The organism is Phaeobacter sp. G2, from assembly GCA_025163595.1.
Classification (GTDB): domain Bacteria; phylum Pseudomonadota; class Alphaproteobacteria; order Rhodobacterales; family Rhodobacteraceae; genus Pseudophaeobacter.
In genome coordinates this window covers 2,003,884-2,022,212 of record CP104100.1, presented here as the reverse complement: position 1 = coordinate 2,022,212, position 18,329 = coordinate 2,003,884, and the positions used below count along the sequence as shown (strand labels likewise).

18 protein-coding genes are annotated in these 18,329 nt (G+C 59.4%); 17 read left to right on the top strand and 1 reads right to left on the bottom strand.

Features of this window, described 5'->3' with window-relative positions:
• Positions 1 to 31: 31 nt before the first annotated feature.
• From pyrC to N1037_09625, 3 genes are all read left to right on the top strand, one after another.
• Positions 32 to 1,072 (top strand): dihydroorotase, encoded by a 1,041-nt coding sequence (gene pyrC / locus N1037_09635; protein ID UWS81246.1) that lies wholly within the window; start codon positions 32 to 34, stop codon positions 1,070 to 1,072.
• A gap of 119 nt (positions 1,073 to 1,191) precedes the next feature.
• On the top strand, positions 1,192 to 1,872 hold the full coding sequence (locus N1037_09630; GenBank protein ID UWS81245.1) for an orotate phosphoribosyltransferase: 681 nt from the start codon (positions 1,192 to 1,194) through the stop codon (positions 1,870 to 1,872).
• Between the two features lie 365 nt (positions 1,873 to 2,237).
• The gene (locus tag N1037_09625; GenBank protein UWS81341.1) at positions 2,238 to 3,710 is read left to right on the top strand and encodes a replicative DNA helicase; all 1,473 of its coding nucleotides are present in this window, start codon (positions 2,238 to 2,240) and stop codon (positions 3,708 to 3,710) included.
• Between the two features lie 108 nt (positions 3,711 to 3,818).
• Here the strand turns inward: N1037_09625 and N1037_09620 are convergent, their stop codons facing one another.
• On the bottom strand, positions 3,819 to 4,313 hold the full coding sequence (locus N1037_09620; GenBank protein UWS81244.1) for a hypothetical protein: 495 nt from the start codon (positions 4,311 to 4,313) through the stop codon (positions 3,819 to 3,821).
• Between the two features lie 354 nt (positions 4,314 to 4,667).
• Between N1037_09620 and alr the strand changes: the two genes are divergently transcribed.
• The 14 genes from alr to N1037_09550 all read left to right on the top strand — a co-directional run bounded on the left by alr (position 4,668) and on the right by N1037_09550 (position 18,322).
• The gene (gene alr, locus N1037_09615) at positions 4,668 to 5,705 is read left to right on the top strand and encodes an alanine racemase (GenBank protein UWS81243.1); all 1,038 of its coding nucleotides are present in this window, start codon (positions 4,668 to 4,670) and stop codon (positions 5,703 to 5,705) included.
• A gap of 5 nt (positions 5,706 to 5,710) precedes the next feature.
• Entirely contained in the window at positions 5,711 to 6,496 is a 786-nt protein-coding gene (locus tag N1037_09610; GenBank protein ID UWS81340.1) for an ABC transporter permease, read from the top strand.
• 23 nt (positions 6,497 to 6,519) lie between these two features.
• Complete coding sequence (locus N1037_09605) at positions 6,520 to 7,266, top strand: ATP-binding cassette domain-containing protein (GenBank protein UWS81339.1); 747 nt, start codon at positions 6,520 to 6,522, stop codon at positions 7,264 to 7,266.
• Positions 7,267 to 7,649: 383 nt separating this feature from the next.
• Complete coding sequence (locus tag N1037_09600) at positions 7,650 to 8,093, top strand: paraquat-inducible protein A (protein UWS81242.1); 444 nt, start codon at positions 7,650 to 7,652, stop codon at positions 8,091 to 8,093.
• Between the two features lie 71 nt (positions 8,094 to 8,164).
• A complete protein-coding gene (gene radA / locus N1037_09595) occupies positions 8,165 to 9,532 on the top strand; it encodes a DNA repair protein RadA (GenBank protein UWS81241.1) in 1,368 nt (455 codons plus the stop codon).
• A 39-nt stretch (positions 9,533 to 9,571) separates the two neighbouring features.
• The gene (locus N1037_09590) at positions 9,572 to 10,126 is read left to right on the top strand and encodes a CvpA family protein (protein ID UWS81240.1); all 555 of its coding nucleotides are present in this window, start codon (positions 9,572 to 9,574) and stop codon (positions 10,124 to 10,126) included.
• Positions 10,127 to 10,518: 392 nt separating this feature from the next.
• Positions 10,519 to 11,217, top strand: coding sequence for a Hint domain-containing protein (locus N1037_09585; GenBank protein UWS81239.1), 699 nt, complete (start codon positions 10,519 to 10,521; stop codon positions 11,215 to 11,217).
• Positions 11,218 to 11,555: 338 nt separating this feature from the next.
• Positions 11,556 to 13,076 (top strand): amidophosphoribosyltransferase, encoded by a 1,521-nt coding sequence (gene purF / locus N1037_09580; GenBank protein UWS81238.1) that lies wholly within the window; start codon positions 11,556 to 11,558, stop codon positions 13,074 to 13,076.
• Positions 13,077 to 13,300: 224 nt separating this feature from the next.
• Positions 13,301 to 13,843, top strand: a complete 543-nt coding sequence (locus tag N1037_09575; GenBank protein ID UWS81237.1) for a DUF2199 domain-containing protein — start codon at positions 13,301 to 13,303, stop codon at positions 13,841 to 13,843.
• Positions 13,844 to 14,174: 331 nt separating this feature from the next.
• On the top strand, positions 14,175 to 14,441 hold the full coding sequence (locus tag N1037_09570; GenBank protein UWS81236.1) for a hypothetical protein: 267 nt from the start codon (positions 14,175 to 14,177) through the stop codon (positions 14,439 to 14,441).
• 112 nt (positions 14,442 to 14,553) lie between these two features.
• A complete protein-coding gene (locus N1037_09565; protein ID UWS81235.1) occupies positions 14,554 to 15,198 on the top strand; it encodes an SDR family oxidoreductase in 645 nt (214 codons plus the stop codon).
• A 336-nt stretch (positions 15,199 to 15,534) separates the two neighbouring features.
• On the top strand, positions 15,535 to 16,317 hold the full coding sequence (gene surE, locus N1037_09560; protein ID UWS81234.1) for a 5'/3'-nucleotidase SurE: 783 nt from the start codon (positions 15,535 to 15,537) through the stop codon (positions 16,315 to 16,317).
• Positions 16,314 to 16,961 carry a protein-L-isoaspartate(D-aspartate) O-methyltransferase gene (locus tag N1037_09555; protein UWS81233.1) on the top strand — a complete coding sequence of 216 codons (648 nt, stop codon included), beginning with the start codon at positions 16,314 to 16,316 and terminating at the stop codon, positions 16,959 to 16,961. Before surE ends, N1037_09555 begins: the two co-directional genes overlap by 4 nt.
• Before the next feature lie 137 nt (positions 16,962 to 17,098).
• Positions 17,099 to 18,322, top strand: coding sequence for a peptidoglycan DD-metalloendopeptidase family protein (locus N1037_09550; GenBank protein UWS81232.1), 1,224 nt, complete (start codon positions 17,099 to 17,101; stop codon positions 18,320 to 18,322).
• Positions 18,323 to 18,329: the final 7 nt, after the last annotated feature.

The following is an 18,329-nucleotide window of genomic DNA, read 5'->3' as shown; positions in this document are numbered from 1 at the left end:
CCTTTTGCTGCAGCTGTGCTAACGCGGCGCCATGACAGAGACCCTCACCCTGACCCGCCCCGATGACTGGCATCTGCACCTGCGCGATGGCGCAATGCTCAAGGCCGTCCTGCCCGAAACGGCCCGCGACTTTGGCCGCGCCATCATCATGCCAAATCTGGTTCCCCCAGTGGTGACCGGCTCACAGGCAGCAGCCTACCGCGACCGCATTCTGGCCGCCCTGCCTGCAGGGATGGATTTTGCCCCGCTGATGACGCTCTACCTGACCGAAGACACCGATCCGGCAGATGTCGCAGCAGCCCATGCCTCGGGTCTGATCACCGCCGTCAAACTCTACCCGGCGGGGGCCACCACCAATTCCAGCAGCGGCGTCAGCAATTTTGACAAGGTCCGCCCGGTGCTGGAAAAAATGGCCGAAATCGGCCTGCCGCTCTGTGTGCATGGCGAAGTCACCGATGCGGATATCGACATCTTTGACCGCGAGGCCGTCTTTATCGACCGGGTGCTGGACCCAATCCGCGAAGCCACCCCCGGGCTCAAAGTGGTGATGGAGCATATCACCACCGCCAACGGCGTGGACTATGTCAAATCCGCGCCTCAGGATCTGGGTGCGACCATCACAACCCATCACCTGATCATCAACCGCAACCATATTCTGGTTGGCGGCATCAAGCCCCATTACTACTGCCTGCCGGTGGCCAAACGCGAAGAACACCGCCTGGCGCTGCGCGCCGCCGCCACCTCTGGCGACGCCCGGTTTTTCCTTGGCACCGATTCTGCGCCCCACACCGACCCAAACAAAGAAAGCGGCTGCGGCTGTGCCGGCTGTTTCACCGCCACCAACACCATGGCGCTGCTCGCCCATGTATTTGAAGAAGAGGGTGCATTGGGCAGCCTGGAAGCCTTTGCCAGCAAAAACGGCCCCGCCTTCTACCAGCTGCCGGAAAACACAGGTCAGATAACGCTCGTAAAGTCTGAGGCTGCAACCCAATTCCCGGCCAAGATCAACAGCGATGACGGCCCCGTCACAGTTTTTGACCCCGGCTTCCCGGTCTATTGGTCCGTTGCTTGACCCATGTTCCGTCTGAACGCCCGCAAAGCGATCAGGCGCCCCATTTCATCTTACCCTAAATACCTCCGCCGGAGGCTCCTGCCCGCGCCACGGGTTCCCAAGTTCCCAAAGGATACGCCATGATCCCAACTGCCTACCCAACCCGCGAAGAAATCGCCCGCCTCTCGGCCCGGATGCTGCTGGAAATCGGCGCCGTGAACTTTAACGCGCGTGATCCCTATATCCTGGCCTCTGGCCTGCCCTCCCCCAGCTATGTCGATTGCCGCAAGCTGATCTCCTTCCCGCGCATCCGCACCACTTTGATGGATTTCCTCACCGTGACCGTGATGCGCAATGCCGGCTTTGAAGCCTTTGACAATATCGCCGGCGGTGAAACCGCGGGCATTCCCTTTGGTGCGCTGGTGGCCGAACGCATGGCGCTGCCGATGACCTATGTGCGTAAAAAGCCCAAAGGCTATGGCCGCAATGCCCGCATTGAGGGCGTGATGAGCGAAGGTCAGCGGGTGCTCCTGGTCGAAGACATGACCACCGATGGCGGCTCAAAACTGTCCTTTGTCGACGCCATCCGCGAAACCGGCGCCAGCTGCGGCCACACTGCGGTGATTTTTTACTACGACATCTTCCCCGAAACCACCAAACGCCTGGGCGACCACGGGGTTGAGCTGCATTACCTGTGCACCTGGTGGGATGTACTGGCAGAAGCAAAGGCGCAACAGTGTTTTGACGCCGAAACCTTGGCCGAGGTCGAAAGCTTCCTCAAGGATCCCCGCGCCTGGCAAGAGGCCAACAAGACAAGCTGAGGCGCGGAAAATCGCCGATGCCTTGCAGGGTCGCTCCGCTCACGGAGCGGCCTTTTCTGTGGCGGCACCAAAGCTTGCACAGAAAGGGCTGCACTTTCCCCACAGGGAAGCACACCTTATCCACAGAATTTCCCGATACCCAAACCCGACAAAGCGCTTTACAACTGACGCTCAAACCAAAGAGAGCAGCAATGAACGATATTCCCCCCAGCGCGCCCCTGCCGGATGAAATGCCTGACCATATCTCCAGCGAGATGCCGGATGAGATGGCACATGACATGGCCGCTGATCCCATAGCTGTTGGCCAGGCCCTGGCACCGGTTGGACAGGCGCCGGTTGGGCAGGCCTCAGCTGGACAGACGGGCATGCCTGTTGCCTCGGCGTCGGTTGAAGCCGCGATTGAACTGCCCCACTCGGTAGAGGCCGAACAACAGCTTCTGGGCGCGATCCTGACCAACAACGATGTCTATGACCGCATCGCCTCGATCATCAACGCCACCCATTTTTACGATCCGGTCCACACCCGAATCTATGAAATTGCCGCCGCGCGGATCTCCAAGAACGCCCTGGCCTCGCCCGTGACGCTCAAGGCCTTTATGGAGGATGACGAGGGGCTCAAGGAACTCGGCGGTCCCGCCTATCTGGCAAAGCTGGCCGGTGCGTCCATTTCCGCCTTTGCGGTGCGCGACTATGCGCAGATGATCTATGATCTGGCGATCCGGCGCGAGCTGATCGCCCTGGGCCAAAGCATCTCCGACAAGGCCCGCCGGGTTGATGTGGCCTCGGAACCCAAGGAACAGATCGTCGAAGCGGAACAATCGCTCTATCAGCTGGCAGAACAGGGTCAGACCGAAAGCGGGTTTAAGTCCTTCCTCAAGGCGGTGACCGAAGCGGTCAATGTCACCAACGAGGCCTATCAGCGCGGCGGCGGCATGGCCGGGGTTTCCACCGGGCTGGCTGATCTGGACAAACAGCTTGGCGGTCTGCATCCTTCGGATTTGCTGATCCTGGCGGGACGTCCCTCGATGGGGAAAACCTCGCTGGCCACCAACATCGCCTTCAACGTGGCCAAGGCCTACAAGAAAGGCGTCAAACCAGACGGTACTGAGGGCGCCATTGATGGCGGCGTGGTGGGCTTTTTCTCGCTCGAGATGTCCGCCGAACAGCTGGCAGGCCGGGTTCTGGCCGAAGCCTCCGAGATTTCCTCGCATAAAATCCGTCAGGGCGACATGACCGAGGGCGAATTCCGCCGCTTTGTCCAGGCCGCCAAGGATCTGGAAAGCTGCCCGCTGTTCATCGACGACACCCCCGCCCTGCCGATTTCGCAGCTCGCCGCCCGCGCGCGTCGGTTGAAGCGGACCCATGGGCTGGATGTTCTGGTGATCGACTACCTGCAGCTGTGTCGCGGTATGGCGGAAAACCGGGTGAACGAGATCGCCGAGATCTCCATGGGGATGAAGGCCATCGCCAAGGAACTGCAGATCCCGGTGATCGCCCTGTCGCAGCTGTCGCGTCAGGTGGAAAACCGCGACGACAAACGCCCACAGCTGTCGGATTTGCGGGAATCAGGCTCGATCGAACAGGATGCCGACGTTGTGATGTTTGTGTTCCGCGAGGAATACTACAAGGAACGCGAAAAGCCTGGCGATCACGAGCTGGACAAGATGGAAGAGTGGAAAACCGCGATGGAACGCCTGCACGCCAAGGCCGAAGTCATCGTCGGCAAGCAGCGTCACGGTCCCATCGGCACGGTTGAACTGTCCTTCACCGCCGAATTCACCCGCTTTGGCAACCTCGCCAAGGAATGGCAGAACGGCCCGCGCGAAGACGAATATTAGGTCTGGTGAACGCGACACCGCAGCGCCAGCCCGCCGCATCATGCCCCGGTAAAAACGGGGCATGATGCGTTTCAGATCGCCAGATCAGGGCGAAAACACCCACAGAAATTAGTAGCGGCCAATTTCGACGCGTTGTTTATCCAGCACCTTACCCGAGGATGAGATCGCTTTTACAATGGCAAAGTAACGGTTATTCTTACCGCCTGAACAGGGCGGCATATATCCTTTGGATGCGTAGGCGCCAGTCCCGCGCCCAGCCGAAATCACCCGCGCCTTGCCCGGCAGTTTACCAACCAGCCCCGGCACCGAGGCAAGCGTCGCCGAGGTGCCGCTGACTGGATACCCGATAACACCATGCCCACCATTCTTTGAAAGCGGCCTGTAATCTCTGTCGTTGTATTCGACATAGACCCAGGATGTGCCGCCTGGCAGATTAGAAACCTGCATAGGTGGCGTCGCTCCTTTCCCACCAAAGAGCGTACATTGTTGCCCCTTGGGGACACGCTTACCATCCCAGCCACCACCCAGTTGAACCGACATATCCGCCAGGGCGGCCCCTCCGGCAAAGATAAATGCTGCACAGAATAACACAGACTTTTTCAATTTAATGCTCCGCAAAATAACACTCTACAGTTGATATACTAATTCACGATCACCGTTTGTCTACTGGTGTTTGCGTAAGATCCCGGCCAAGCCAAAGCGCAGTAACGGCCCACCCGAACCGCCCCCACGGGGCGGGCGCTTCGCGTCCCACGCTCGGTTCGGACGCGGTGGCTTTGGTACAGGCCTCAAAGGCAGGAATCCCCCGCCAAGCGCATAGTGAACGGCTTTGCCAGCCTGCAATGGGGAGGTCGTCACCTTTCCAAACCAGCCACAAGCCGCCCAATGGCGCCACAACTGGCCATCCTCCCCACGAATTCCTCTTGACCCCTGCCCCGCGCATGTCAAGAACGGGGCATGAGCACGGCTAAACTGACAATCAATCTCGATGCGCTGGTGACCAACTGGCAGAATCTGAACGCCATGACCAACTGCGAAACCGCAGCTGTGGTCAAGGCAAACGGCTATGGGCTGGATGCAGCCCGCGTGGCCAAGGCATTGGCCAAAGGCGGCGCACGCAATTTCTTTGTCGCCGCCGCCGAAGAAGGCGTCGCCCTGCGCCGCGCCCTTGGCCCTGGCCCCGGCATTTCGGTGTTCTCCGGCCATATGGAGGGCGACACCCGGCTGCTGAAAGAATTCCAGCTGGCGCCGATGCTGAACTCGCTCGACCAGATGCTGTGCCATTTTGAAACCCTGCCCGGCCATACCTTTGGGGTGCAGCTAGATTCTGGCATGAACCGCCTTGGCATGGAGCCCGCCGAATGGGCAGCGGTGCGCGATATCGCCCTGGGACAAAAGCCAGTGTTGCTGATGTCGCATCTTGCCTGCAGTGATGAGCCGAGCCATCCTATGAATGCCCAGCAGTTGCAGGTCTTCCGTGAGATGACCGATGGGCTGGAGGTGCCGCGCTCATTGGCCGCCACTGGTGGCATCCTTTTGGGGCGGGATTATCATTTTGACCTCTGCCGTCCGGGCGTGGGTCTGTATGGCGGCGCGCCTTATGGCGATGCGCTCCCTGTTGTGCAACTGGATCTGCCGATCATCCAGACCCGCGATGTTGAGCCCGGCGAGAGTGTCGGCTACGGCAATACCTGGGTGGCGCAGGCGCCCAGCCGCATCGCCACCGTTGCAGCCGGCTATGCCGATGGGCTGCACCGCACCATGATGAACCACGGCATTGATCTGTTTGCCGGCAAGACCCGCTGCCCTGTGGTGGGCCGGATCTCGATGGATCTGATCACCGTTGATATCACGGCGCTGTCCGAGGTGCCTGCCAGCCTGACGCTGCTGAATGAAGTTCAAACCGTTGACCACCTCGCTACAGCTGCGGGCACCATCGGTTATGAGATCCTCACCTCGATGGGGCATCGCTATGCACGGACCTATCAGGGATGATTTCTTTGTCTCCATTGGTGACCCCATTGGCCCGACTGGGCCGCGCCTCTATGGCGGCGCTGGCTATGATTGGTCGGGTGGCCTTGTTCACGGTCAGTGCCTTCACCCATATGTTGCGCCCGCCCTACTACCCGCGTGAGCTGGCCCTGTCGCTGCTGCAGATCGGCTGGCTGTCGCTGCCCGTGGTTGCCTTGACAGCCGTTTTTACCGGCGGTGCCCTGGCCCTGCAAATCTACGCAGGGGGTGCGCGGTTCAATGCCGAGGCCGTGGTGCCGCAGATTGTCGCCATTGGCATGGTGCGTGAACTTGGTCCGGTACTGGTTGGGCTGATGATTGCCGCTCGGGTGACCTCGTCGATTGCGGCAGAGATCGCCACCATGAAGGTGACCGAACAGATTGACGCGCTGGTGACCCTGTCGACCAATCCTATGCAGTATCTTGTCGCCCCCCGGGTGCTGGCAGCGCTGCTGACCGTGCCGGTTCTGGTGGGCATCGGCGATATCATCGGCATCGCCGGCGGCTACACCGTTTCGGTGCACAACCTCGGCTTCAACTCAGCCGCCTACCTGAAAAATACCGTCGATTTCCTAGAGCCGCTTGACCTGATTTCCTCACTGGTTAAGGGCGCCTTTTTTGGCGTTATCGCCGCCACCATGGGCTGCTACTACGGCATGCAGTCCGGTCGCGGGGCGCAGGGTGTTGGCAGTGCGACCAAATCGTCGGTCGAAGCGGCAGCCGTGCTGATCCTGGCGACCAATTTTGTCCTGACAGGGGTGTTCTTCTCGCTATGACCACAGATACCCCTCTCCAACCGATGATCAAGCTAGACAGCGTTCACAAGGCCTTTGGCGACAATCGCGTGCTGCGCGGCATGAATCTAGAGATCCCAAGGGCCAGCTCGATGGTGATCATCGGCGGATCCGGCACCGGCAAATCCGTAGCACTCAAAAGCGTGCTGGGGCTGATCACCCCCGACAGCGGCGAAATCTTTGTCGATGGCAAGCCCGCGGGCTCTGGCGATCGCGATGCCTTTCTGGCGCGCTTTGGCATGTTGTTTCAGGGCGGTGCTCTGTTTGACTCCCTGCCGGTCTGGCAGAACGTCGCCTTTCGCCTGCAACGGGGGGCGCTGAAACGCCCCGCATCCGAGGCCCGCGAGATCGCCATTGAAAAACTGCGCCGCGTCGGGTTGAAACCCGATGTGGCCGACCGCCTGCCCGCCGAGCTGTCTGGTGGCATGCAAAAACGTGTCGGCCTTGCCCGCGCCATTGCTGCCGAGCCCGAAATCATTTTCTTTGACGAGCCCACCACCGGCCTGGACCCCATCATGTCCGGGGTGATCAACGACCTGATCCGCGAAATTGTGGTCGAGATGGGTGCCACCGCGATGACCATCACCCATGATATGTCCTCAGTCCGCGCCATTGCCGATAATGTCGCCATGCTGCACGACGGTGTAATCCAATGGACTGGGCCGGTAGCGGATATGGACCAGTCCGGTGATCCTTACCTCGACCAATTCATCCACGGCCGCGCCGAGGGGCCGATCGAGGCCGTGCGATAGATGGTAGAGTGGATCTCCACACTTGCTTGGTGGACCCCTCTGTTTTTTCTGGTCCTACATAGCTTAGCAACTATAGATCTAAGATATGAACAGAGAACCCTAGACCTATTCTTTGCCGAGAGTTTTTGGCTGCTAGCTTGCTTGGCACTGTTTTTCATCTTAGCCTTGGCCGTCTCCATAGAAATTCACTGGGCCGCAATTTCTATGGTTGGCTTACTTCTGGTAGCCGCCTATATTCGATGCGCCTCTGGACTTTGGCATCTTCAGGCCCTGGATTTTGCACGAAAACGTTCCTGCATTGCATTGGCGATTTGGCTTGTATCTATTCTCACCTACGGTCGATTATTGGTGCTCGGTCTTCTAAAATATGGGGTGCCATATTTATGACTCTTCGCATTCTGACGCTTTCGCTTCTCGTCCTCTACCCCGTTGCCTGGTTTGCACCTCTGATGCGGGCAGGCCTGCTGCCAATCTTTGGTCTGAGCGAAATTTCTGTGATCACCGGGCTACAAAGCCTCTGGGGCAGCGATGTTTTCCTGGCGCTCACAGTGACCTGTTTTGCCATCTTTGCGCCCTATCTCAAAACCATCGGCCTGGCCCTGGTGCAGTGGGGACTGTTGGACGCACGTACACAACCAGTGCTGCACACCTTGGGAAAATTCGCCATGGCGGATATCTTCCTCATCGCGCTCTATATCACGCTAGCCAAGGGCATAGGCTACGCCACAATCGAGGTGGCATGGGGGCTTTATATGTTTACTGCCTGTATTGTCGTCTCCCTCATCCTCAGCCTACTGACAGAACGATCCCTGCGCCACGCGGAATAAGGGGCTTTGCCCCACAGCTCGAGCGCCTACCTTTCCCTTGAACAAAGTGAGAACATAGGGCAGAAGGCCATATGGCAAAATCAAATACCTTTTCATGCTCTGCCTGCGGCGCGAGCTTTTCCAAATGGTCCGGTCGCTGCGAAGGCTGCGGCGAATGGAACACTATTGTCGAAGACAAAGGCCTCTCCTCCGCTGGCCCTTCCAAAAAGTCACTTGGGATCCGGCGCGGCAAGACGATCCCGCTGTCAGATCTGTCCACCGAAGAAACCCCACCGCCCCGCGCCACCTGCGGCGTCGCAGAGCTGGACCGGGTTCTTGGTGGTGGTCTGGTCGCGGCCTCTGCCATTCTGGTTGGGGGCGATCCTGGGATCGGCAAATCGACCCTGCTGTTGCAGGCGGCTGCACGCTTTGCCCAGGCGGGGGTAAAAACCATCTATGTCAGCGGCGAAGAAGCCTCGGCGCAGGTGCGGATGCGGGCGCAGCGGTTGGGACTGGCACAGGCGCCGGTAAAACTGGCCGCGGAAACCAACCTGCGCGATATCCTGACCACGCTGGAGGCCGAAAGACCGCAGCTGGCCATCATCGATTCCATTCAGACCATGTGGGCGGATCACGTGGACAGCGCCCCCGGATCTGTCAGCCAGGTGCGGGCCGCGGCCCACGAGTTGACCACCTTTGCCAAGGCCCAGGGGATTTCCATCATCATGGTGGGCCATGTCACCAAGGACGGCCAGATTGCCGGACCTCGGGTTGTGGAACATATGGTCGACACGGTGCTCTATTTTGAAGGCGAGCGGGGGCATCAGTTCCGCATTCTGCGGGCGGTGAAAAACCGCTTTGGCCCCGCGGATGAGATTGGCGTCTTTGAAATGACCGGCTGCGGCCTGGCCGAGGTCACCAATCCTTCGGCGCTGTTCCTGTCGGACCGTGGCGAGCCGTCAGCTGGTTCTGTCGTCTTTGCCGGCATTGAAGGCACCCGCCCGGTTCTGGTCGAAATGCAGGCGCTGGTGGCGCCCTCGCCCCATTCGCAACCGCGCCGCGCCGTGGTGGGCTGGGACAGTTCCCGCCTGGCGATGATTCTTGCCGTGCTTGAAGCGCGGTGTGGCATTCCTTTTGCCGGGTTGGATGTCTATCTCAATGTGGCGGGTGGGATGAAAATCACCGAACCCGCAGCCGACCTGGCGGTGGCCGCCGCCTTGCTCAGCGCCCGTGAAGATGTCGCCCTGCCCGCAGATACCGCTGTTTTTGGAGAAATATCGCTGTCTGGGGCCCTTCGTCCGGCCCCACAGACCGAAAACCGGTTGAAAGAGGCGCAAAAACTTGGTTTCACCTCTGCAATAGCTCCAAGTGGTGGCAAATCCATTTCGATCAAGGGTCTTGGCCTGCGCCGAGCCTCAGATCTGGCGGGATTTGTTGGCGAATTCTTTGGAGCCGGCTAGAGTTGCCGAAATTTTATCGCAGGCTAACGGGCGAGGGTTATGGAAGGTTTCACTATTATTGACGGGGTTGTGGCCCTGGTCATCGTATTATCGGCGCTTCTGGCCTATTCGCGTGGCTTTGTCCGCGAAGCCATGGCCATTGCGGGCTGGATCGCAGCCGGCATCCTTGCCTTTATGTTCGCCCCTCAGGTCGAACCGCTGATGGCAGAGATCCCAGTTGTTGGCGAATTCATCTCTGACAGTTGCGAACTCTCGATCATTGCCGCCTTTGCCGCCGTGTTTGCGGTGGCACTGATTGTGGTGTCCTTCTTCACGCCACTGTTCTCATCGCTGGTCCAGCGATCTGCGCTTGGCGGCTTGGACCAGGGGGCCGGTTTCTTCTTTGGCGTCTTGCGCGGCATCCTGCTCGTGGCGATTGCCTTTTTCCTCTATAATGTGGTGATGACCGGGCAGAGCTTTACAATTGTTGACGAGAGCCGCTCGGCGGTGGTGTTTGAACAGATGATTGGCAAGATCGAAGACCGCAATCCTGAGCAGGCCCTCGGCTGGGTGACCCAGCAGTACGAGGCCTTGATCGGCTCTTGCGGCAGCTAACACCTGATCTGTTTACCAAGGTAAACCAGCATTATTTTGAAAGGGCGCCTTATTGGCGCCCTTTTTCTATGGTGCTGCAAAGACTTCACAGCTTTATCCACAGACCACCCAACGACAGGTTAATGCCTCCGGTTAACCTTTAACCTTTTGTTAACCATTAAGAATCATTTTTTCTGGTCGCATTTTGAAACTGCGGATTTTCGTGATTTTCTTAAAAAATCCTCAAGCAGCCCCACTCAATGGTTAACAAAGGCGCAAAAAACGCGCTTTTGTTGCGAAAAATGGGGGCAAGAACGGAATTGGCCGCACCCCTGCCCCATTTCCGTCCCAATTCGAGGGCCAGATAGGATCAACAAAACGAACAGGCACTCTCGCTCAGAAGGATCGACACCATGCTCCTGGATCATTTCAACACTTTCGCCGATTATCAGCCGGTTGGCCTTTTGTTGGATTTCCCAATGGTGCGTCCCGAACCAGAGGTTCAGGCGCCGCAGCGGAGCAAGACTGGTGGCTTTCTGCCGCAGACACTGGTGGAAACCGATCGCGGCTTTGTGCAGGCCCGGGACGTTAAGCCAGGCGATATGGTCTACACCTTCGACGGTGGCTGCCAAGAGGTCGAGACGGTTCGCCACGCGGTGCCCCGCCTGACCACCATGATGCATGTTCCTGCTGGTGCCCTGGGCAATGACTGTGACCTGCAACTTCCAGCCGATCAAATGGTCGCGCTTGAAATCGACGCGGCTGAGCGCCTGTTTGGTCTTCCCCTGGTTCTGGTGAAACTGATTTCCTTGGCCGGCCACAAAGGTATCAAAGCCCTGAGCCCAGAACGCCTGGGCCGGATCCACATTGAATGCGCCGAAGAAGAGTTGATCTGGGCCGAAAGCGGCATGTTGATCCAGGCGGGAACAGGCGGGCCGGATGGAGCTTTCAAAGAGCTGTCCCTGGCGGAAACCCGTCAGATCCTGGCCAGCGATGAGGGCCGCGCACTGGCTCTGACGGGTGTTCAAGAAGAAGCCGAGTTCCCTGACCTGCTGAAGGATCTGCTGGCTGGGTCAAAGACCGCCCCCAACACCGCGCCAAAGGCTGCCTGAGCAGACCCTTTCCCAAAGCTTTCCTCCCCACTTAGGGCGGCCTTGTCACAAAAGGGTCGCCCATTTTCTTGTCTGCAGTGGCGCTGCTGCTGGGCACGAGCCTTGCCCGTTCTTGGCCGCAGCCGGTCCGCAGCAACTCCCCACGGTTGTGATGTGGCATAAAAACTCCCTCATTGCTGACAAAACTGTTCCGAACACCAAGAAAATGACGCAGAAAAATCCATGCTTTCTTCTGTATTCTACGGCCTATCCAAGCTAGGAAGCCTGCAGCAGTATCCAGGCTGGGGCCTGGTCTGCAGCAACCGACAGCAACGCTACAGCGAAATTGGAGTCATTCAATGTGCGGGATTTTGGGGATCGCAAGCCGACAGCACGAGGTTTTTGCGGAACTTTATGATGGGTTGCTCATGCTGCAACACCGCGGCCAGGATGCATCGGGCATTGTGACCTACACGGGCGAGTTCTTTCGCGAGAGCAAAGCCAACGGTCTGGTCAAAGATGTATTCAATGCCTCCGATGCAGAGACCCTGCGCGGCAAGGTGGGCATCGGACATGTAAGATACCCCACGGCGGGGTCACTCAGCGCCTCTGAGGCGCAGCCCTTTTTCGTCAATGCGCCCTATGGTATCTATCTGGTTCACAACGGAAATATTACAAATACAGCAGAGCAGCGTGACAAGGTAACAGCCAAATACAGCCGCCATCTGCGCACCACCTCGGATTCCGAAATCCTGCTCAATGTGCTGGCTGACAAGATCTCTGACAGCATCAAGGTCAATGGCACGGTCGACCCGATCCGCAATCTTTTTGCCGGGGTGAAAATGACCATGGAGCGCATTCAGGGCGCCTATTCGGTGATCTGCATGGTCGCAGGTGTCGGCATGCTGGCCTTCCGCGACCCCCATGGTATTCGCCCCCTGTCCATTGCCCGCCGTGCGGCCGAAGGCGACGGCGATGACTACGCCTTTGCCTCTGAGGACGTGGCTTTTGGCATCAACGGCTTCGAAAAACTGCGCGATGTGGCGCCCGGCGAGGCGATTCTCATTGATCTGGACGGCAATATGCACAGCTTCCAGGCGGTCGAAGGCACCCTGACCCCCTGTATCTTTGAATATGTCTATCTGGCGCGACCCGATTCGATGCTGGATGGTATTTCGGTCTATAAAACCCAGCTGCGCATGGGGCAGACGCTGGCAAAACAGATCATCGAGGCCGACCTGGAAATCGACTGCATTATCCCGGTGCCGGATTCCGCCCGGCCCGTGGCACTGGAAGTGGCCAACTCCATGGGCATTCGTTACCGCGAAGGTCTGGTAAAGAATCGCTACATCGGGCGGACATTCATCATGCCCGGTCAGGCCGAGCGGCAAAAATCGGTCCGCCGCAAGTTGAATGCAATTCCGCTGGAGATGAAGGGGCTGAATATCATGCTCATTGATGATTCCATCGTGCGCGGCAACACCATCCAGAAGATCGTCCAGATGTGCCGCGATGCCGGCGCCAAGAAGGTCTATATCGCCTCTGCCTCGCCACCGGTGAAATACCCCAATGTCTATGGCATCGACATGCCTACCAAGCATGAGCTGATCGCAGACGGGCGCAGCACCGAAGAAATTCGCGAAGAGCTGGGCGCCGATGCGCTTATTTATCAGCGGCTTGAAGATCTGGTTTGGGCAGCCAAAGAGGGCAACAAGGACATCGACACCTTTGATTGCTCTTGTTTTGACGGAAAATATGTCACCGGCAGTGTCTCAAACGACTACCTGGATTCGCTCGAAAGCAGCGGCCGGGTGAGCAAAAAGATCCAAGACATGCCAGCCCCCGGAGAATCCTGGAACAGCATGAAATTGGCAACCTGAACCAAAAGATCCCCCTGCAGGTGCCGGGCCTCGCCTCTGTGGTGACGCCCGGAAGCTGTGCCATCACACGAGGGGTTTGAACTTGCCGGCTAAGCAGGATATGAGAGCCCCAACGTCATAGGGAGAGGCGCTGATCACACAGATCGGCGCCTCTCCTGTGTTTTGCTACCTGCTCTGTTCGAGCTCTACGAAAGACCCGCCACTTGGACGCACATCTTGCCAGAATGCTGACTTCCTCGCGCCAGTGTCGCTGCTGCGGCGCGACCTTTGCGCAATTGCTCAGCCTCAGCTGCGACCGCCCAGACCAGTGTCCCGAAGACCTGGTGGTACAGGACAATTCGGCGGTACTGGCGCAGACCGGTGATGTGCTCACCGATGACTTTTGCCGCATTGGGGATCTGCGATTTGTCCGGGCGGTTCTGGCGATCCCTCTGGCCGACAGCGATGGGCAGGAGTTCATTTTGGGCACTTGGGCCAATCTCGGGGTTGAAGATTTTGACGCCTACCTCGACCTGTTGGACATGCAGGAGACCGAAAGCCTTGGCAGTCGGCCGGCCTGGCTGGCCAATGCTATCCCGCCCGACAACGGCACCCCCGTTGCCTGCATGCTGCATATGCGCCCCGAGGGCCAATATCCTGAACTACAGGTGTCAGAGCCCAATAACCCGCTCGCTCCCCTGCAAAACCAGGGCGCGCAGCTGGAAGAGTTGTTTGAGCTGCTCCATACCTATGGCCATGATCTGGCCTCTCTGGTCTATGATTCCTGACCGACATCCGGCCAGCCCTGACCTGGGTTACACCAAGCGCTTTCAAGAGGTCTGAGGCCTGTTATCCAGACCAGCCCTGCCCCTGCAGGCCTGTCGGCAAAAGCCCGCCCGTTTTCCACCCCCTTAGCATGGCTTTGCCGATAGTCCGCTCCGCAGGATCGGCCCACTCAAATTTGCCCCTCGCCCCCAGCGGCGGCAGCCCATATCTGCGCTTAGATCCCTTTCACGGCGTGGTTCTCCCCCCTCGTCGCCAGTGCCCGGCCCTCAGGCTTGTCGGCCTCCCTCCTGTTCTCGTCGCTGCCCCCCGCAGCTGCGCCATAAAAAGTAAGACATGACACAAACCAGCCCAGAAACGCCTTCACGCGTTGCCAAAGAAGCCACCCAGACCAATATGATTGCATCCAGAGGCCTCAGCCTGCTTGGTCTATTTGGCGTCGAAAATGATCTCCAGGCCATGGTGCGCCTGCCCAGCGGTCGGGTAAAGACCATCAAAACCGGCAGCCGGCTGGTCCAGGGCCGCGTGCTGGGGATTGATCCGGGCGGCATTGTCCTGGAAAAATCTGGCCGCAGTAGCCGGATCGAAATGCCCGGCGGTTGAGCACTTGGTCCGGGGCGGTCAGCTCCCTTCCCATGCGACGCATCCATAATCCAGGCGGCTCCTCCAAGATGGAGACTTGACCCCCTGCCTCAAGCGGATCAAAAGACGGCCCATGACACAGAAAATCGCTCTTATCACCGGCGCATCTCGCGGCCTGGGGGCAGCCCTGGCCGAAGCCTTGGCGCCAACGCATCATATCGTCGCTGTTGCGCGTACCACCGGTGCGCTTGAGGAGCTTGATGATCGCATCAAGGCGCTGGGTGGGTCAGCCACATTGGCGCCGATGGATGTTACCCAGCCCGCAGCCATGGCAACCCTGTGCCGTGGGATCCATGATCGCTGGGGACAGCTGGATCTTTGGCTGCACACGGCGATCCATGCCGCTCCGCTCAGCCCGGCGCCTTCCGTGGGAGAAAAGGACTGGGCAAAATCCATCGCGGTCAATGCCACAGCGCCTTCGATCCTTATTCCCTATGTGGCCCCCCTGTTGGGACGCAGCGGTCAGGCGGTGTTTTTTGATGACCCCCGTGCGGGCGAAAAGTTCTTTGGCACCTACGGCGCCAGCAAGGCAGCGCAAATGGCGCTGGCACGCAGCTGGCAGGCTGAAACAGTCAAAACCGGACCGGTGGTGAAGATACTGCAGCCGCAGCCAATGCCCACCGCCCTGCGCGCCCGCTTCTTCCCTGGTGAGGACCGCGCACCGCTGGCCGACATCCACGCCGAAGCCGCACGCCTGCTCACGGATATTCAGAGCTAGGCCAGCGCAACACAAACGCAACGCCCCAGCGCAGCGCCCAACCCTTTGGCGGCGCGGGGTATTGCCCAACATTACCGCCCCCCACTAGGCCAGCGCCAGTTTTCAACCGCAGGCGCAGCCTGCCGGGCCCAAGGGAAGAGGGGCTTTGCAAAAGCCCCGATCTGCGCGGGAGCCCCCCCCTTTTTTGTCGGTGAACGTTTGTATTTGGCCCATCCCCGGCCAAACCTGTGGCACAGCTACCAGATCCGCCGCAGCTTCCGGTCTCCTGACGAGCCGAAACACTTGCCCCCAATTGTACCAATGCCTATTCAGATCTAAACAGCTGCGGGGGATTTTATGCGCATTCTCATCACCAATGACGACGGCATCAGTGCACCTGGGCTTGTCGTGCTTGAACAGATCGCTCAGGATCTCGCCGGACCTGATGGCGAAGTCTGGACCGTAGCGCCTGCCTTTGAACAATCAGGCGTTGGCCATTGCATCAGCTATACGCGCCCCTCCATGCTCAGCCAGCTGGGGCCGCAGCGCTATGCTGCCGAAGGCTCCCCTGCCGATTGCGTACTGGCCGGTATCCATGTGGCAATGAAGGACAATCGCCCCGACCTGGTGCTTTCCGGCGTGAACCGTGGCAACAACTCGGCTGAAAATGCGCTCTACTCGGGCACCCTGGGCGGAGCGATGGAAGCCGCCTTACAGGGCATTCCCGCCATCGGGTTGTCGCAGTATTTTGGCCCTCATAACAAAGATCTCGATGATCCCTTTGAGGCCGCAGCCCAACACGGGGCAGAGGTTGTGCGCAAGGTCCTGGCAGCAGAGCCACAGGACCAGCAAGATTACCGTCTGTTTTACAATATCAACTTCCCTCCCGTTCCCGCCGACGCGGTCAAAGGCACCCGGGTGGTGCGCCAGGGTTTCCGCCGTGGCACTCACTTTTCAGCCGAAGAGCAGCTTTCTCCAAACGGGCGCCGCTACCTGTGGATCCGTGGCGGTGATCAGCACATTCAGACCGCGCCTGATAGCGACGCCAGCGTCAACCTGAATGGCTATGTCTCGGTGACCCCAATGCGCGCCGATCTGACCGCCCATGATATGTTAGATGCGTTCACAGGAATCGAATGACCAGCCCCGACCCCGAGACAAAGATGCAGTTTCTGTTTGCCCTGCGCTCGCGCGGGGTGACCGACAGCCGGGTGCTGGAGGCCATGGAGCAGATTGACCGGGGTCCCTTTGTCCGCGGCATTTTTTCCGAACGCGCCTATGAGGACACGCCGCTGCCGATTGCCTGCGGCCAGACCATCTCTCAACCCTCGGTGGTTGGCCTGATGACCCAGGCCCTGCAGGTTTCGCCACGCGACACCGTGCTGGAGGTCGGCACTGGCTCGGGCTACCAGGCCGCCATTCTGGCCAAGCTGGCCCGGCGGGTCTATACCATCGACCGCCATGCCCGCCTGGTGCGCGAAGCCCGAATGATCTTTGATGCCCTGCAGCTGCCAAATGTGACCTCGCTGGTGGGGGATGGCAGTTTTGGCCTGCCCGATCAGGCGCCTTTTGACCGGATCATTGTCACTGCCGCTGCCGAAGATCCCCCCGGCCCCTTGCTGGCGCAGCTCAAACCCGGCGGTATCATGGTTGTTCCCGTCGGCCAGTCCGACACGGTGCAGACCCTGATCAGGGTGCGCAAATCCGAAGACGGTCTCGATTATGATGAACTGCGACCCGTCCGGTTTGTTCCCCTGCTGGAAGGATTGGGCAAAGAAGCCTAAATTCAGGCAAACTGGCGCCGATTGGCCCCTGAGCTGCAGAAAACCATTGACCTGCAGTCGCGCAGCAGCACAAGAGGCCATAAAACCGGCAAAGATCCGGCGCGTTTAAAAACACGACACGAAATGAGGATAGCATGATGACAGGCAGCCCTTCTAGCAGCGCCAGACTTCGATTCGCGGGTCGACGCATGGCGCTTGCCTCGCTTCCTGTGCTGGCTCTTCTTGCCGGATGTGATGGACCGCTGGATTATGATCTGCGCGGACAGATCGGCGGCTTCAACACCACCGCCGCAGCCCAGACCGCCACCACCCATCGCCCGGCGGCAGATGCCCGTGGCTTGATCACCTATCCCTCCTACCAGGTTGCGGTGGCAGAGCGCGGCGACACGGTCTCGGATGTGGCCACCCGCATTGGTCTGCCCGTGGGGGAAATTTCCCGTTTCAATGGCATGCAACCCGGGGACACCCTGCGCAAGGGCGAAATCCTCGCCCTGCCCCGGCGCGCCCCGGACAGCCTGCCTGCCGCAGATGGCAGCACGTCGCCTGGAGGTGTCGACATTGCCTCCCTTGCAGGCAGCGCCATTGATGCATCCCCGACAACCTCGCCCAATCCCGGCTCGGTGACCACCACCGACCTGCAACCCACAGCGCCGGAGCGCCCTGCCGCCGTTCAAGCAGGCCCCGAACCCGTGCGCCACAAGGTGGTGCGCGGTGAAACCGCCTATACGATCTCCCGGCTCTATCAGGTCCCGGTCAAATCTCTGGCAGAATGGAACGGCTTGGGCAGCGATTTTGCCATTCGCGAAGGTCAACACCTGCTGATCCCGCTCAAAGACCAGCAGCGTTCCCGCACCCCGGTGGTCCCGGCCACCACCGCCCCCGGCGAGGGCAGCGCCACGCCAACGCCGCCAAGTGCAACCAAGCCGCTGCCCGAGGAAGACCTGGCGCCCGCCAATGTGGCCTCCCAAAACCTGCCGACCGTTGATGTACCAGCCCCCAGCCGCGCCAGCCAAAGCGCCATGGCCTACCCGGTTCAGGGGAAAATCGTGCAGACCTACGCCCAGGGGCGCAACGACGGGATCGACATCGCCGCCGCCTCAGGCGCACCGGTAAAGGCGGCTGAATCCGGCACCGTTGCCGCCATCACCAAAGATTCCAAAAACATCCCGATCATTGTCATCCGCCATGATCCGCAATTGCTGACCATCTATGCCAATGTCGACAAAATTCTGGTCAGCAAGGGCGACCGGGTAAAGCGCGGCCAGACCATAGCCAACCTGCAAGAGACCGAAGGCGCAACCCTGCATTTTGAGGTCCGCAACGGCTATGACAGTCTCGACCCGCTGCCCTATCTAAACTAACTGCCCC

What these genes read in the sequence shown, in the direction of transcription:
- pyrC (UWS81246.1), top strand. Translation starts at nt 32, where the DNA reads ATGACAGAGACCCTCACCCTGACCCGCCCCGATGACTGGCATCTGCAC.
- N1037_09630 (UWS81245.1), top strand. Translation starts at nt 1,192, where the DNA reads ATGATCCCAACTGCCTACCCAACCCGCGAAGAAATCGCCCGCCTCTCG.
- N1037_09625 (UWS81341.1), top strand. Translation starts at nt 2,238, where the DNA reads ATGCCTGTTGCCTCGGCGTCGGTTGAAGCCGCGATTGAACTGCCCCAC.
- alr (UWS81243.1), top strand. Translation starts at nt 4,668, where the DNA reads ATGAGCACGGCTAAACTGACAATCAATCTCGATGCGCTGGTGACCAAC.
- N1037_09605 (UWS81339.1), top strand. Translation starts at nt 6,520, where the DNA reads ATGATCAAGCTAGACAGCGTTCACAAGGCCTTTGGCGACAATCGCGTG.
- N1037_09600 (UWS81242.1), top strand. Translation starts at nt 7,650, where the DNA reads ATGACTCTTCGCATTCTGACGCTTTCGCTTCTCGTCCTCTACCCCGTT.
- radA (UWS81241.1), top strand. Translation starts at nt 8,165, where the DNA reads ATGGCAAAATCAAATACCTTTTCATGCTCTGCCTGCGGCGCGAGCTTT.
- N1037_09590 (UWS81240.1), top strand. Translation starts at nt 9,572, where the DNA reads ATGGAAGGTTTCACTATTATTGACGGGGTTGTGGCCCTGGTCATCGTA.
- N1037_09585 (UWS81239.1), top strand. Translation starts at nt 10,519, where the DNA reads ATGCTCCTGGATCATTTCAACACTTTCGCCGATTATCAGCCGGTTGGC.
- purF (UWS81238.1), top strand. Translation starts at nt 11,556, where the DNA reads ATGTGCGGGATTTTGGGGATCGCAAGCCGACAGCACGAGGTTTTTGCG.
- N1037_09575 (UWS81237.1), top strand. Translation starts at nt 13,301, where the DNA reads ATGCTGACTTCCTCGCGCCAGTGTCGCTGCTGCGGCGCGACCTTTGCG.
- N1037_09570 (UWS81236.1), top strand. Translation starts at nt 14,175, where the DNA reads ATGACACAAACCAGCCCAGAAACGCCTTCACGCGTTGCCAAAGAAGCC.
- N1037_09565 (UWS81235.1), top strand. Translation starts at nt 14,554, where the DNA reads ATGACACAGAAAATCGCTCTTATCACCGGCGCATCTCGCGGCCTGGGG.
- surE (UWS81234.1), top strand. Translation starts at nt 15,535, where the DNA reads ATGCGCATTCTCATCACCAATGACGACGGCATCAGTGCACCTGGGCTT.
- N1037_09555 (UWS81233.1), top strand. Translation starts at nt 16,314, where the DNA reads ATGACCAGCCCCGACCCCGAGACAAAGATGCAGTTTCTGTTTGCCCTG.
- N1037_09550 (UWS81232.1), top strand. Translation starts at nt 17,099, where the DNA reads ATGACAGGCAGCCCTTCTAGCAGCGCCAGACTTCGATTCGCGGGTCGA.